The sequence below is a fragment of the Pseudomonas sp. CCNWLW23 genome (genome assembly GCF_037095675.1).
In the GTDB taxonomy this organism is placed as follows: Bacteria; Pseudomonadota; Gammaproteobacteria; order Pseudomonadales; family Pseudomonadaceae; genus Aquipseudomonas; species Aquipseudomonas atacamensis.
On the sequence record NZ_JBAWKM010000011.1, the window covers coordinates 88,368 to 102,788 of the forward strand.

Genomic DNA, 14,421 nt, shown 5'->3' on the forward strand with positions numbered 1-14,421 from the left:
GTCCGTGAAGTTGACGCGCAGTATAGCGACAGGCCCCAGACCGGCAAAGCGCTCGCGGTGCCCGATGGTCACTGAAAGTGGGTAGAATGCGGTTTTTTTCCAGTTGCGGGGGTGCGCGTTGCGCGAAATCGTCCTGATTAACATCACGGGAGTCGACCGTCCGGGTCTGACGGCGGCCATCACCGGTGTTCTGGCACAAGGTGGTGTGAACATTCTCGACATCGGTCAGGCGGTGATCCACGACACCCTGTCGTTCGGCATCCTGGTTGAAATTCCCGATTCCGAGCAAGGCAAATCGGTGCTCAAGGACATCCTGTTCAAGGGCTACGAACTGGATCAGCAAGTGCGCTTCACCCCGGTATCCGAAGAGGATTACCAGCAGTGGGTGGGCAATCAGGGCAAGAAGCGCCATATCGTTACCCTGCTGACGCGCAAGGTCACTGCCGGCCAGTTGCAGGCGGTCAGCGCGATCACCGCCAAATATGGCCTGAACATCGACCATATCGACCGTCTGTCGGGGCGCATGCCGCTGGACACACCGGCCGACAAGGGCAAGGGTTGCATCGAGTTTTCCGTGCGCGGTGAAGCGGCCGATCCGCAGGCCTTGCGCGCCGAATTCCTCAGCGTTGCCCAGGAATTGAACGTCGATATCGCCTTTCAGGAAGACTCGCTGTTCCGTCGCAACCGACGTCTGGCCGTGTTCGACATGGACTCGACGCTGATCGAAGCGGAAGTCATCGATGAGCTGGCCAAGGCGGCCGGCGTGGGTGACCGGGTCTCGGAAATCACCGAGCGCGCCATGGCCGGCGAACTGGATTTCCGCGCCAGCTTCAAGGAGCGTCTGGCGCTGCTCAAGGGCCTCGACGTCAGCGTGCTCGACTCGATCGGCGCCTCGCTGCGCCTGACCGAAGGCGCCGAAACCCTGTTCGCCGAACTCAAGCGCCTCGGCTACAAAACCGCCATCCTGTCCGGCGGCTTCACTTATTTCGCCAAGCAGTTGCAAGCCAAGCTTGGCATCGATTACGTGTTTGCCAACGAGCTGGAAGTGGTCGACGGCAAGTGCACCGGCGTGGCGATCGAGCCGATTGTCGATGCGCAGCGCAAGGCTGACTTGCTCAAGGAATTGGCGCAAAAGGAAGGTCTGCGTCTGGAGCAGACCATTGCCGTCGGCGACGGCGCCAACGACTTGCCGATGCTGGCGATTGCCGGGCTGGGCGTGGCGTTCCGCGCCAAACCACTGGTCAAGCAGTCGGCGAAGCAGGCGATTTCAACGCTGGGGCTGGATGGTGTGTTGTATCTGCTGGGTTTCCGCGATCGCGACGGGCAGCTCTGAGATCTCGATAAGCTGATCTGGCCTCTTCGCGAGCAAGCTCGCTCCCACATTTGAACTGCATTTGAATGTGGGAGCGAGCCTGCTCGCGAAGGCCGCGCCTCGATCTAGAGCGAATTCCACAACGAATCAAAATCCTCCTCACCTCCGCCATTCTGCGCAGGATCCAGCGAGCGATAGGCGAACTGGTTGAAGCTGTGCGTACTCGCCACCCGCCGATCCAGCCCGGCGCGGTGTTCTTCGCCCTGTGTATTGATCAACACCTTGTTGCCTTCCTGAAAGGGCAGGCGCGGCGCAAGCACGGTGGCCGGCACATCGATCGCACTGATTTCCGGCAACAGCAAACCGCGCAAATACTGGCTGTGATCATCTTTCGTTCGGACCAGTTGCAAGCCGCACGGCTGCGCGTGTGGCGCGACCAGTTCAATGCCCATCTGTGTGCCGCTGCCGCGCACCTGGCGGATCCAGCGAATCACCGCAATGCTCCAGCCTTTGCCCTCGCTGTCCTGAATGCCGAGCATTTCCCCGGCCTGCAACTCCGCCGGTACGTCGCTCGGCCAGGCCAGGCAATAACCGCCGGGACTATGGTTGATCACCGGCAAGGCGTAAGTCGGATAATTCGGCGCGTTGCCCGGGCCTTCTTCTTCGCTCAACTGGTCGTACTGGATTTCCTCGTACGGCAACAGCTCATCGTTACTCTGCGGGGCAGCGTCGAACGCCTGACTCCAGCTGTCCTTTTCGCCGCTGGCCACCACGCTGCTGAAGTTTGCCGCGCGGGCACCGGGATGTTTGAGCAACTCGCTGAAGGTGCGCTCGCCGCCGAGGTAGAAGTGCAGGGCGCTCATGCCAACGCACACGGTCAGCGTGCCCTGGCCGGCGATGCGTTGAAAGCTGCGTTCGGCCGCTTGGCCCCAGGTAGCGTGCAGATGTTGCAGGGTGTCGACGCTGAGGCCGGCGGAAACGGGTAACGGGGTCGAGGTGGACTGGTGCAGCAGGTGCGTTTCGAGCTGTTTGACCAGCGGTTGCGGATCGAAGCCCAGCAGCCCGTTCTGTTGTTCGCTGCGAAACATCTTGCGGTAGCGCGGGCCGACATCTAGTTCCGGGCTGATGGCGAACAAACCGTCGTCGGCGCTGCCGGGATGCAGTTTGAGCAGGGCGCTCCACGGCTCGATCACCTCGGCCAGCCGGGCAATCTGGCTTTGACGCAATTGATTGCAACGGGCACTGCCCAATAGCAGCGCGGCGATGTAGGTCTGTTCGACGCTCAGTTCGCTGGTCAAAAAGGCCAGATCATCGCGCAGCCGCCGTTGTTGCAGCTGCAATTGCGCCGCGCTGCGATACAGCTGGTGCAATTCGAACCACACATGTTCCGGCGGTGAACTGTACAACTGCGTGGCGCGCACCAGTTGCGCCTTCAGGGCATGCGCGGCGCGTTGCAAGGCGGTGCTGACCAACGTCGCGCGGTCCTTGCTGTATTTGGGCAGGATGCGCAGAACGATCTGTTTATAGCCGATGGCCAACTGACCTTGCAGCGCCTGACACAGGTTGCTGACTTTGCGCGAGCGCTCGTCGAGCATGATCGCCTGATGGAGAAAGTGCCGTTCCAGATGCTGGCAGACGAAATACACCTCGGGCCGCAGCAGTTCCAAGAGTTGCAGGCGATTGTCGCTGGGAGTGAGCAACAGGTTCAGTTCGCCGAGGCCTTGATAGAGCAGGCGGGCGGTTTCGCCGATGTTGGCCTTGGGCAGGCCGGCGATCCAGCGCTTGAGATCACGCGGGCTGGCGTCGCAGAACGACAGGCGCGTTTGCGTGGGAGTCGGAGCGCGCAGCTTGGGAGATAAGTTGGTCTGGCTCATGAGCAAAACCATAGCAGCAAATGCCGCGGTTTGCGGAAGCAGCCTCGGCTGCTTCCGCAAACAGGGTCACGCTTTTGGCAGCGCCAGACCTTGGCCCATCTGCACTGGCGAGCCGGCCACCAGCTCTTCGGCCCACTTCACCTGATCCGGGCCAAACAGCACGATCGCCGTTGAACCGAGCTTGAAGCGCCCCAGTTCCGCGCCTTTTTCCAGATGAATCGGTGCACGTGCGGCTTCGTCGTAGCGGAAGGTTTTCAGCTCGCGCTTCGGTGGGGTGACCAGACCGGCCCACACGGTTTCAATCGAAGCGACAATCATCGCGCCGACCAGCACCACGGCCATCGGCCCGCGTTCGGTGTCGAAAATGCACGCCACGCGCTCGTTACGGGCGAACAGCTCCGGGACGTTTTCGGCAGTAGTCTGGTTCACCGAGAAAATGCGGCCTGGGATGTAGACCATTTCGCGCAGGGTGCCGGCCAGCGGCATGTGCACGCGGTGGTAGTCCTTCGGCGACAGGTAGATCGTGGCGAAATCGCCGCCCATGAATGGCGCTGCGTTGGCCGCATCACCGCCGAGCAATTCGAGCACGCTGAAACTGTGGCCCTTGGCCTGGAACACGCGACCGTGCTCGATCGGGCCGAGTTGACTCACCGCACCGTCGGCCGGGCTGAGGATCGCGCCCGGAGTTTCGTCCAGTGGACGCGCGCCGTCTTTCAACGCACGCGTGAAGAATGCGTTGAAGTGCTCGTAAGCGGTCAGGTCTTCGACCAGTGCTTGCGACATGTCCACTTGATAACGCTTGGCGAACCATTGGGTGAAGGCATTCTTGAACCAGCGCACACGGCATTCGGCGATGCAGCCGGCCAGGCGCGACAGCAGGTGATGCGGCAGCAGGTACTGGCTGAGGATAAACAGACGCTCTTTCATTAGTTGTCCTTAAAAACCTTAAATCTCGACTGGCGTGTCAGGGTGGTTGCCCCATTCGCCCCAGGAACCGGCGTAGCCCTTGACCCGCGGATAACCGAGGGCTTTGGCCACCAGATAAGTGAAGCCCGACCGGTGATGGGTCTGGCAGTGGGTAATGATTTCCTTGTCCTTGGTGATCCCGAGGTTTTCGAGGATCTGCGGCATGTCGCTGCGGATACGCAGCTGACGAGTCTGGTCCATGCCGGCGGTCCATTCGAAATTGACCGCACCGGGGATGTGTCCACCCTTGGCAGCGAGGACTTTCTCGCCGGAATACTCCAGCGGCCCACGCGCATCCCAGATCGCCAGATCGGCGGCGCCGAGACGGCTTTGCAGGTATTCGCGGGTGGCGGTCGGTTCATCGTGCAGGGTCAGCGAGACCGGGCCACCGACGGCGGCCGGCACCTGAATTGACATCGGCATACCGTCCGCCAGCCAGGCCGGCAGACCACCGTCTATATATTGGTACTTGTCGTGGCCAATGACATCGAGCAGCCAGATGAAACGCCCGGCCCAGCCGCCGCCCTCATCGTCATACACCACGTATACCGCGTCTTTACGATGGCCGAGCTCACCAAACAACGCTTCCAGATCGGCCTTCGCCGGCATCAGCCCGGGCGCCGGTGGCTGGCCGAGCTGGGTGCGTTTCGGGTCGACAAAACGTGCGCCGGGCAAGTGACCTTCGGCATACCGCGCAGGGCTGGTCAGGTCCACCAGAATCAGTTCCGGGGACTCCAGACGCGGCAGCAGGTCGCTCGGCTCGATGACAAGCGGCAAGCCAGAGAAGTCAGACATGTGAGGTCTCCAGAGCACAAAGGGGAGGATTGTAGCGCAGGCTCATTGGCCGCGGCTGCTAAAGCTGTGCAGGGCTTTTTCGATGCACTGCGCGGTTTTGCCGAAGGCTTGTACGGTGATGTCGGCGAACGGCCCGCCACCCTGATCGGCAACGACGATCATGATCACCCGGCCGTTATTCACCAGTGAGCGCAAGAATAAGTGCTCGCCGCGAAACAGCGTGCGCAGGCTCGCTGGCAATAAGGCAGAGAATTGCCCGTTGTTCTCCGGCGTGATCCGCACCTGCGCCTGCTGAGCGAGCAGGCGTTGCAGGACTTTGCTCTGGCTGACGACAAAACTCAGCGCCGCCGCATCCTTCGGCAAACCGGCGGTCTGGTGCACGCGCAGGGTCGAGTGCGTGCGGTCGGCCATCAGAATCATCACCCGGCGCATGCCGCTGGCCACCAGTGCATCGCGGGCGGCGACGGTCAGGCTCATGGCATTGGTGAAGCGGCTGGGCTCGGCGAGCAGTTCGGCGCATTGCCGACGCCACTGGCCCAGATCATCCGCGTTCGGCGCTGCTGCCGGGAGCATGCCGGCCGGCAAGCGACGAGTGCCCCACGGCCAGATCAGCGAAACCGCCGGGTGCCACAAATCAGGCATCGCATGCTGACGCGCGCTGTTCGCCGCTTGCTGGTGCAGCTGTTGCTGCACTTCGTCCATGGAAATCTGCAGATACAGGCTGGTCAGGTACTGCCAGCGCTTGCTGTGCGGACTGTCCCAGGCCTGTTGCGCCGACAGCGCCAGCCCGTTGGCCAGCAGCACGGTATTGGCGGGTTGATTGAGCCAGCGGCGTAGCGTCGGGTCTTCGTCGAGGCGATTCTGCTGGCGCAGCGGGTGCTCGCTGTCGCGGGCGATGCGCAGCACTTTGACCAGTTCGCGTTGTTCGCTGAGCAGCAATTTGTAGCCTTGCTCGACCCAGATCGGCAGATGCCAGGCCTGGACCAGTGCCTCGGCAATCTTCAACAGGCGCACGCCGAACAATTGCTTTTCGACCACACGCGCCGACTCGCCCTTGTGGATCACCCGCAGTTCCCACTCTTCGAGCAACTGCGGATAGGTCAGTGCCAATGGCCACAGCGGCGACAAAAACAGCAGACTGCCCCAGTGGATGTCCTGCCACAGCCGCGCCAGGCGACTGGCAAAAAAGCCGTTGGCCTGCTGTGTTGCGTGTTGGCTGATCAACTGCAATTGGCGCAAAGCCTTGGGGATCTGCCGGTGCGGTTCGGCGGGCAGGTGCGCGAGCAATTCTTCGGTGCGCGCAAGGCCCAGGCGATTGATTGCCACCTCGAGATTTTCCGCCGGCGCGGCCATGGTGCCGTGGGTGTGACGATTCGCCTCACGGATGATGCTCAAGGCCAGCGCCGGGCTGTCCTGCATCAACTCGGCGATGTCGCGCAGCGAGCTGCGATTGTCGCGGATCGCCCGGCAGACTTTGTCGTGAGCCTCTTGTGGTACGGGCAGGCGGACGCTGTCCAGCAGCTTGACCCAAGCCTGGAGCGTGGTGGGTTTTACCGATGGAATGTTCGTTTCATTAGCCATGTCTGGACGAGATCTTCACTGACTGTAGACGCGCCCGGCATGGGCTAAATTGGCTTTTCGCCTGAACTGGCTATAGTCTGGCGCAGTTTTGCCGATAAGTAGAAGAAGAGATTTTTTAACTTCCGAATATGACCTTGAACCCGACTTAAACAAGTACCTTCTACCTATGGCTAAAATTATCGGCATCATCGTCGTATTCGCGAGCGTGCTCGGCGGATACGTGCTCTCCCACGGCAAGATTGCCGCCCTGATCCAGCCCTTCGAGGTGTTGATCATCGGTGGTGCGGCCCTTGGCGCGTTCCTCCAGGCCAACCCCGGTTACATGACGATGCACGTGCTCAAGAAATCCCTGAGCATGTTCGGTTCGCGCTTCACCCACACTTTCTATCTGGAAGTGCTCGGGCTGATCTACGAGATCCTCAACAAGAGCCGCCGCGAAGGCATGATGGCCATCGAAGGCGACATCGAAGATGCCGCCGCGAGCCCGATCTTCGCCAAGTACCCGGCGGTGCTCAAGGATGAACGCATGACTGCGTTCGTCTGCGATTACCTGCGCATCATGTCTTCCGGCAACATGGCTCCGCACGAACTGGAAGGCCTGTTCGACATGGAGCTGTACAGCCTCAAGGAAGACCTCGAGCACCCATCGCACGCAGTCAACGGCATCGCCGACGGCATGCCCGGTTTCGGTATCGTTGCGGCGGTACTCGGTATCGTGGTGACCATGGCTTCGTTGGGCGAGGGCGACCAGGCGTCGATCGGTCTGCACGTGGGTGCGGCACTGGTCGGTACCTTCTTCGGTATTCTCGCGGCGTACGGTTTCTTCGGTCCGCTGGCGCATTCCCTGGCCCACGATGCCAAGGAAGAGCTCAACGTCTACGAAGCCATCAAGGCCTCGCTGGTGGCTTCGGCGTCCGGCATGCCGCCGTCGCTGGCGGTCGAGTTCGGGCGCAAGGTTCTGTACCCCGCGCACCGTCCAAGCTTCGCCGAGCTGGAACAAGCGGTTCGCGGTCGCTAAGTCATGGAAAATAATCAGCCGATCATCGTCAAGCGCGTCAAGCGCATTGCTGCCGGGCACCACGGCGGGGCATGGAAAATCGCTTTTGCCGACTTTGCCACGGCGATGATGGCGTTCTTCCTGGTGCTGTGGCTGCTGTCCACTGCTACGCCGGAACAAAAGATCGCCATCGCCGGTTATTTCAAGGACCCGGTCGGCTTCTCCGAAAGCGGCACGCCGTACATCATCGACCTCGGCGGTACACCGACCCTGGCGCCGGAAAACACCCTCAACCCGGAAGTGAAGTCGCAGCCGCAACCGGACAAGGTCACGGTCGACACCGATCAGGTTGAAGGCATGGCCGAGCAGGTCGAGAAGGAGCGTCTCGAACTGCTCCTGCAAGAACTGCAGAACAAGGTCGACGAGAACCCGCAACTGCAGAAGTTCAAGGATCAGATCCTTTTCGAAATCACGCCGAACGGCTTGCGCATCCAGATCATGGACGCCGAGAACCGGCCGATGTTCGACTCCGGATCCGCACGCCTGAAGCCGTACTTCGAAGACATCCTGCTGGCCATGGCCGACACCATCAAAGCGGTGCCGAACAAGATCAGCATCAGCGGCCACACCGACGCCAAGCCGTACATTGGCACTGGCGATTACGGCAACTGGGAACTCTCGGCCAACCGCGCCAACGCCGCGCGTCGCGCATTGGTCGCGGGCAGCTATCCGGATGCACAGGTGGCGCGGGTGGTCGGTTATGCCTCGTCGGCGTTGTTTGATCGGGAAAATCCGTTCAACCCGGTCAACCGCCGCATCGATATTGTCGTGCTGACCAAAAAAGCCCAGGCCGCCATCGAAGGTGCGCAGGGGCCTGAGGCGGCGAAACCGGCGGATCAAGGTCAGAACGGTGCTGCTCCGGCAGCCCCGGTTGATCCGAATGCGCTGCCGGCGGACAAACAGCCAGTGCCGGCTCACGAGTTGCGCGAGCGGTTGAATTTGTTTGACGATGCGGCGCCGAAACCGGCCGAGCCGGGTGGGGCGGCGCCAGCGCCGAAGCAGTGATCGATAAAAACCGACAGTAATGTCGGTTTTTTGTTCGCGGCGCGACGTTTATTGCGTTGTCAACAATCCCCTCACCCCAGCCCTCTCCCCAGGGAGAGGGAGCCGATTTGGTGATGGCTGATAAATGTATCGAGGTGAAATTGTCTTACCGAATCCATAATCGCTGCGATCTTTCAGGTCGACGAACAGCGCAGGACACCTCCGTCAGTCCCCTCTCCCTCTGGGAGAGGGTTAGGGTGAGGGGCTTTTCGAAAGTGACAAAATTCTAAAACCCGCGACGAATCCGGTTCTTCAACTGTTCATGAAACATCTCCGCATCGCGCTTGTAAGCCCCCTTGACCGATTCGCTGATCGAATCCAGCGTGATCGAGCGCTGGTTCGACACCTCATCACGATACGCATCGATAAAGAAATCCAGATCGCTGGCCGTGCTCAGCTTCGGCCACTTGTCCAGATAGATCGGCAGTTGCGCAGGTCCGGTCTTGAACGTACAGATCCGCCGGTTGCTGATCGTCGCCTCGCCAATCTCGAACGGCACCCACCACGACAGTGCAGTCTTCTCCGATACCACCGCCAGCAGATGCGTGCACTCGGTGATGTTGCGGGTAATGACCCCGGTGATGTCGTCCGTGGTCTGCGATTCCGGATCCAGCACGTCGAGGTAAGTCCTGATCTTCGCCTGGGTCAGGCGGGTGTTGATGGCGATCGCATGGGCGCGATCCATGTGGCGATAGCTGATAAAGACTGGCATCAGAAATGTCCTTTGAGGGCGAGTTCGCGGTAATAGGCGCCGAGTGCCGTCAGGCGGCAGCCGGTCGAGTGAATGGCGGCGTAGTACATGTGCTCGGCGTCGACCGGTTCGATCAGGCTGTGCCGGTTGCACTTCTGCAACTGGGCGAAGATCTCGCCGTGCTCAGGCACGAACGCCTTCTCGGTGGGTTCGTAGCTGGGGTCGAGCGGCAAGACCGATTCGGCTTCGGCAAACCAGTCGGGCAATTTGCGCAGGATCTCTTTGGGAATCAGCGGCGAGACTTCGCGCAGGGAAATGAACTGCGACACATTGGTCTTGAACACCGGACGCTGCTCCCAGGCACCGAGGGCGTTGTCGACGAAGGAATACAGACTGCCGGGGGTGATTTTGCCGAGGATATTCGCCGCGCCGCCATGCAGCGCTTGCAGGAGCAGGCCGGTAAACACGCCGTGCTGCGCGCCCTCCAGCGCCGGCTCGGCTTTTTTGCAGGCGGTGAGGATGGTCATGCCTTCGCTGACCATGCTGCTCTCGCTGCGCAGGGCGCGCACTTCTCCGGCTGAACCGCTTTCGCAGCAGTCGAGGATGATCATTTTGTTTTTGATCCGCGTGGCTTTGTCCGCCCAGTTGAGGATGTCGCTGATGCGGATGCCGTCCTTGGCGTTGCGGTAGTCCTGCGCGATCAACATGCCTTCATCAGTGTCGGCGTCGAAACCGCCATGACCGGCGAAATACAGCAGGGCGACGTTGCAGTCGCCGGAAAACAACTCGCGGATCTGGTCTTCGAGTTTTTCCCGGCTCAGGTAATCCTCGGCAGACGTCAGTACGACATTTTTGAAGTTGGGGTCGCCGTTGGCGTTGCTTTTCAATACCGAAGCCATGGCCATGGCGTCGTTGCAGCAACCGCTGAGCCCGCCGATATGCGTGTAATCGTTGATGCCGATGAACAATCCTTTGCGCATGGTCACACCGCCTTGTGCAGGCGGATCGCGCCGGGGATTCTGTGGGTATTGCACGGGCGGGCGTCGCGAGACGAATGGATGATGAACAAAACACAGGTTGGCATGGCTTTCCTCGATGGTCGCTGTGAGCGAAGGAGGAAAGAAATGTAGGCCGCTGGCTCAGGCCTACAAGGTCTGCGCGGCAAAACAGAAAGGTCCTGCAAGCAGTCGTGCAAGTGCCTACAGAAGAAGCTGACGTTTAAGAGGAGGAGAGGTGAGTCAGACGCAGTCCGATAACCGGCAGCCCATCGCGTAGGGCTGCCGGCGTGGCTGTTTAATAGCCGTTTTCAGGCAGGCTGGCGATGATCGAGCGATAGCTGTTCATCCGTTGCTGCTGGATGCGGCCATCTTCCAGGGCCTTGAGCAGTGCACAACCCGGTTCGCGATCGTGCTTGCAGTCGCGGAAGCGGCAAGTGCCAAGCAGGTCGTCGAACTCGATGAAACCGGCTTCGACGTCGGCGCGGCTGACGTGGCCCAGACCGAATTCGCGGATGCCCGGGGAGTCGATCAGTTCGCCGCCACCGGGGAAGTGGAACAGCCGCGCGGTGGTGGTGGTGTGCGTGCCCTGACCGGACAATTCCGACAACGGCCCGACGCGGGTTTCGACCTCAGGCAGCAGGCTGTTGACCAGCGACGACTTGCCGACGCCGGACTGGCCGACGAACACGCTGATGCGCCCGTCGAGCTGCTTTTGCAGCTGTTCCATGCCATCGCCGTGGTGCGCCGAGACTTCCAGCACCGGATAACCCAGCGTGCGATACACCGCCAGCAACGCGTTCAGCGCCGGGGCGTTCTGCTCGTCGATCAGGTCGAATTTGTTCAGCAGCAAAAGCGGGCGGATGCCGGCATGTTCGGCGGCGACCAGATAGCGGTCGATCAGGTTGGCGTGAGGCTCGGGCAGCGGCGCGAACACGATGACGATCATGTCGACGTTGGCAGCAACCGGCTTGAGCTGGCCACGGCTGTCGGGGCGGCACAGTTCGGTGCTGCGCGGCAGTTGCGCGACGATCACGCCAATGCCCTGGTTGCCGGCCCGCCAGACTACTTTGTCGCCGGTGACCAGCGCTGGCAGGTTGGCGCGCAAGTGGCAGCGGAACACTTGGCCGGCGAGTTCGCCGTCAACAGCTTCGACTTCGACCTGCACACCGAAGTGGGCGATCACCAGGCCGTGTTGCTCAGGGCCGAGGTCGCCGCCCTCGAGGGCCTCGACCGCCGAGGACTCGCGTTTGGCGGCGCGTGCGGCGCGCTCGCCCTGAATCTTTTCGATGCGCCAGTTTTGACGACGATTGAGTTGGCGTTTGGCCATGGGTGTTCCGTCTGAAGAATGCAGCGATTAGGTAAAACGGCCGCGAGTTTAGCACGCCCGGCCACCGGCCTAGGCTAAACTGCGCAGCATTGCCTAGGAGCCCGAATATGCAAAACCCGCAGAACCTGATCTGGATCGACCTGGAAATGACCGGTCTGGACCCGGACAACGATGTCATCATCGAAATGGCCACCATCGTCACCGACAGTGAGCTGAATACATTGGCCGAAGGCCCGGTGATCGCCATCCATCACAGCGACGAAGTGCTCGCGCGCATGGACGAATGGAACACCCGCACCCACGGCAATTCCGGCCTGACCCAGCGTGTACGCGACAGCCGCATCAGCATGGCTGAGGCAGAAGCTGAGACCATTGCTTTCCTGGAAAAGTGGGTGCCGAAGGGCAAATCGCCGATCTGCGGCAACAGCATCTGCCAGGACCGTCGCTTTCTTTATACCCACATGAAGGCGCTGGAAAGCTACTTCCACTACCGCAACCTCGACGTCTCGACGCTCAAGGAACTGGCCGCACGCTGGGCTCCGGACGTGCGCGACAGCTTCAAGAAGGGCAGCACGCATCTGGCGCTGGACGACATTCGCGAATCGATCGCCGAGTTGCAGCATTACCGCAAGCACTTCATCAAGTTCTGAGGCAGCGGCATCAGCCCTGACGCTTTCGCGAGCAGGCTCGCTCCCACATGGAATGCGCCTTAGGTGGACGCGAGCCTGCTTGCGAAAGGCGCGCCCTCTTCTGGTGCGGCGCTGAAATGGCTAGACTGCGCGCCTTCCTGCCTGGACTGCCATCATGTTGCTGATGCTCTATCTGATCGCCATTACCGCCGAAGCCATGACTGGCGCGCTGTCCGCCGGACGACGTGGCATGGACTGGTTCGGCGTGGTGCTGATCGCCTGCATCACCGCGCTCGGTGGCGGTTCGGTGCGCGACGTGTTGCTCGGGCACTACCCGCTGACCTGGGTCAAACATCCGGAATATCTGGTGCTGACCTCGGTGGCAGCGATGTTCACCGTATTCGCTGCGCGCTGGATGCGCCACCTGCGCTCGCTGTTTCTGGTGCTCGATGCAGTTGGACTGGTGGCATTTACTTTGATCGGTTGCATGACGGCGCTGGAAATGGGTCACGGCATGTTGGTGGCTTCCGTCAGCGGAGTCATCACCGGCGTTTTTGGCGGTATTCTTCGCGATATCTTCTGCAACGATATTCCCTTGATCTTTCGCCGCGAACTTTACGCCAGCGTCTCATTTGCTGCGGCGTGGTGCTACATGTTGTGTCTTTATCTCAATGTGCCAGGTGAACAAGCCATTCTGATCACTTTGTTTGGCGGATTCCTGTTGCGTCTGCTGGCCATTCGTTTCCATTGGGAAATGCCGAAGTTCGTTTATAACGACGAACAATGATTGATCGTGCGTCCTTGTCATTGAAGTTGATTAATGGCAAATATGTTGTTTGTGACTGGCGCGCGCATATTTCTTACACTTTTCACTTTGATCTTTGCTTGATGGGTATGTAGTTTTTTCGCTGACATATTTTCGATGTCAGTACCAAACTATATTCTTACAAAGGAGCTGCATTTTGAGTGAAAGCATGGATGTTACAGATAATCAAAATGACAATCCGCCCACTCTGGCGGGGCTGTCCAGTTTAAAAGTCAAGTTTGATGCCGGTAATAATACTCAAAGCAGGGCACTTGTCGCTAATGGCCGAATGCAGGTCAAAGTTCAAGTACTCGTTGCCGGAGTGGACGCCGACGGCAACGCAATGCATGTACCCGCAGATGTAATGGAAAGCATCCAGCTTATTCATTACGCGACCGGCAAGACCTTGCGCGATGGCTGGGTCGCGAGCGCAGTCCAAGGGCGGTTTACGCGTGAGGCACGTCCTGCACCTGACGCCGAAGACAGGCACGACGATGATCTTGAGAATGACAGCGTTCATCCACAGGTTCGTACGTTCTGGGTTTCCTCATCGAGCGCCGGAACGACTGAGATCGGTGCGCGCCTGTCCGTGAATGGCGAGACGATCCTCAGTAACGGAACCACGCCTGCCAGTGTTCATTACAGCAGCGTGACTGTAGAAGCGGAAACGCCTTCGACATATGGTGTAGACGGAGTATTTCGGTTGTACCAGACCAGGATTGGTAATGAGTCGCCCGGTAACCGTATCTGGAAGTACCATTTGGGACTGTACCCGGGTGGGAAGCAGATCCGGCTGGTCGATTGGATTGCAGAGGGGGCAGAAGAGGGCAAGGATTACGATTTTGCGGGTGGTAACCGGCTTAACGAAATAAAAACAAATTACATGGAATGCATTTTCGTGCGTCCCGAAACATCCAGTGTCGTCGTCTCTTTGCCTGACAGGGGTGATCCGTTTGCATACACTTTTACCAGTGATGCGCAAACATGGAACTCGAAGCATTATCACGTAAATACTCAAAGCGACGGGGAGTTGACCATCGTCCAGGCTCTATCTGAATACTCGAAAAGCACCGGGCCACAAAAATATGGCGGCGTCCTCCACTTCATCGCGATCGATGAATATGGTACTGAGCATAAATTGGCGATCCGCGTGAATTTTCACGAGCGTAATTTATATCTTCAACGAGGCTGAGTTCGTTCACTGATGCAATGTCGGTGAATGTAGTAGATGTATATGCGTTTGGCATTTCGACTGCAGATAAGCTGCCATGTCGATGATCAGCATATGCACGAAAGTGCTTTTCTGATGACTCGCGTTGGCCCTGCACTCTGTGTGGCCAGC

General features: G+C 59.7%; 13 protein-coding genes. 6 read left to right on the top strand and 7 right to left on the bottom strand.

The features are described 5' to 3' along the window. Window positions 1-118 precede the first annotated feature (118 nt). Window positions 119-1,333 carry a phosphoserine phosphatase SerB gene (serB, locus tag V8J63_RS15565; RefSeq protein WP_125926283.1) on the top strand — a complete coding sequence of 405 codons (1,215 nt, stop codon included), beginning with the start codon at window positions 119-121 and terminating at the stop codon, window positions 1,331-1,333. A 104-nt stretch (window positions 1,334-1,437) separates the two neighbouring features. Here serB and V8J63_RS15570 read toward each other — a convergent pair whose 3' ends face one another. The 4 genes from V8J63_RS15570 to V8J63_RS15585 form a co-directional block, all read right to left on the bottom strand. Then, window positions 1,438-3,186, bottom strand: a complete 1,749-nt coding sequence (locus tag V8J63_RS15570; protein ID WP_336464294.1) for a molecular chaperone — start codon at window positions 3,184-3,186, stop codon at window positions 1,438-1,440. Window positions 3,187-3,252: 66 nt separating this feature from the next. Beyond that, the gene (asd, locus tag V8J63_RS15575) at window positions 3,253-4,113 is read right to left on the bottom strand and encodes an archaetidylserine decarboxylase (RefSeq protein ID WP_024011354.1); all 861 of its coding nucleotides are present in this window, start codon (window positions 4,111-4,113) and stop codon (window positions 3,253-3,255) included. Between the two features lie 18 nt (window positions 4,114-4,131). Next, a complete protein-coding gene (gene rhdA / locus V8J63_RS15580) occupies window positions 4,132-4,947 on the bottom strand; it encodes a thiosulfate sulfurtransferase (RefSeq protein ID WP_336464295.1) in 816 nt (271 codons plus the stop codon). A gap of 42 nt (window positions 4,948-4,989) precedes the next feature. Then, window positions 4,990-6,528, bottom strand: a complete 1,539-nt coding sequence (locus tag V8J63_RS15585; RefSeq protein WP_130888309.1) for an HDOD domain-containing protein — start codon at window positions 6,526-6,528, stop codon at window positions 4,990-4,992. Window positions 6,529-6,694: 166 nt separating this feature from the next. Between V8J63_RS15585 and motA the strand changes: the two genes are divergently transcribed. Both motA and motB read left to right on the top strand, forming a co-directional pair. Next, entirely contained in the window at window positions 6,695-7,546 is an 852-nt protein-coding gene (gene motA / locus V8J63_RS15590) for a flagellar motor stator protein MotA (protein WP_016771962.1), read from the top strand. Window positions 7,547-7,549: 3 nt separating this feature from the next. After that, window positions 7,550-8,590 carry a flagellar motor protein MotB gene (gene motB / locus V8J63_RS15595; protein WP_073471668.1) on the top strand — a complete coding sequence of 347 codons (1,041 nt, stop codon included), beginning with the start codon at window positions 7,550-7,552 and terminating at the stop codon, window positions 8,588-8,590. A 265-nt stretch (window positions 8,591-8,855) separates the two neighbouring features. On the opposite strand, the gene V8J63_RS15600 is transcribed toward motB, so the two are convergent. From V8J63_RS15600 to rsgA, 3 genes are all read right to left on the bottom strand, one after another. Then, window positions 8,856-9,341: a toll/interleukin-1 receptor domain-containing protein gene (locus V8J63_RS15600; protein WP_125926278.1), complete on the bottom strand. Its 486-nt coding sequence runs from the start codon at window positions 9,339-9,341 to the stop codon at window positions 8,856-8,858. Then, window positions 9,341-10,300 (bottom strand): caspase family protein, encoded by a 960-nt coding sequence (locus tag V8J63_RS15605; protein ID WP_336464296.1) that lies wholly within the window; start codon window positions 10,298-10,300, stop codon window positions 9,341-9,343. Before V8J63_RS15605 ends, V8J63_RS15600 begins: the two co-directional genes overlap by 1 nt. Before the next feature lie 313 nt (window positions 10,301-10,613). Next, window positions 10,614-11,645 carry a small ribosomal subunit biogenesis GTPase RsgA gene (gene rsgA / locus V8J63_RS15610; RefSeq protein ID WP_024011360.1) on the bottom strand — a complete coding sequence of 344 codons (1,032 nt, stop codon included), beginning with the start codon at window positions 11,643-11,645 and terminating at the stop codon, window positions 10,614-10,616. Window positions 11,646-11,752: 107 nt separating this feature from the next. On the opposite strand from rsgA, the gene orn reads away from it, so the two are divergent. The 3 genes from orn (at window position 11,753) to V8J63_RS15625 (ending at window position 14,271) form a co-directional block, all read left to right on the top strand. Next, complete coding sequence (gene orn, locus V8J63_RS15615; protein ID WP_016771957.1) at window positions 11,753-12,295, top strand: oligoribonuclease; 543 nt, start codon at window positions 11,753-11,755, stop codon at window positions 12,293-12,295. A 151-nt stretch (window positions 12,296-12,446) separates the two neighbouring features. Then, complete coding sequence (locus V8J63_RS15620) at window positions 12,447-13,061, top strand: trimeric intracellular cation channel family protein (protein ID WP_177421648.1); 615 nt, start codon at window positions 12,447-12,449, stop codon at window positions 13,059-13,061. 175 nt (window positions 13,062-13,236) lie between these two features. Next, complete coding sequence (locus V8J63_RS15625; protein ID WP_125926275.1) at window positions 13,237-14,271, top strand: hypothetical protein; 1,035 nt, start codon at window positions 13,237-13,239, stop codon at window positions 14,269-14,271. Window positions 14,272-14,421: the final 150 nt, after the last annotated feature.

Coding starts and splice junctions, on each gene's coding strand:
- V8J63_RS15570 (WP_336464294.1), bottom strand. CDS start 3,186: ATGAGCCAGACCAACTTATCTCCCAAGCTGCGCGCTCCGACTCCCACG.
- asd (WP_024011354.1), bottom strand. CDS start 4,113: ATGAAAGAGCGTCTGTTTATCCTCAGCCAGTACCTGCTGCCGCATCAC.
- rhdA (WP_336464295.1), bottom strand. CDS start 4,947: ATGTCTGACTTCTCTGGCTTGCCGCTTGTCATCGAGCCGAGCGACCTG.
- V8J63_RS15585 (WP_130888309.1), bottom strand. CDS start 6,528: ATGGCTAATGAAACGAACATTCCATCGGTAAAACCCACCACGCTCCAG.
- motA (WP_016771962.1), top strand. CDS start 6,695: ATGGCTAAAATTATCGGCATCATCGTCGTATTCGCGAGCGTGCTCGGC.
- motB (WP_073471668.1), top strand. CDS start 7,550: ATGGAAAATAATCAGCCGATCATCGTCAAGCGCGTCAAGCGCATTGCT.
- V8J63_RS15600 (WP_125926278.1), bottom strand. CDS start 9,341: ATGCCAGTCTTTATCAGCTATCGCCACATGGATCGCGCCCATGCGATC.
- V8J63_RS15605 (WP_336464296.1), bottom strand. CDS start 10,300: ATGCGCAAAGGATTGTTCATCGGCATCAACGATTACACGCATATCGGC.
- rsgA (WP_024011360.1), bottom strand. CDS start 11,645: ATGGCCAAACGCCAACTCAATCGTCGTCAAAACTGGCGCATCGAAAAG.
- orn (WP_016771957.1), top strand. CDS start 11,753: ATGCAAAACCCGCAGAACCTGATCTGGATCGACCTGGAAATGACCGGT.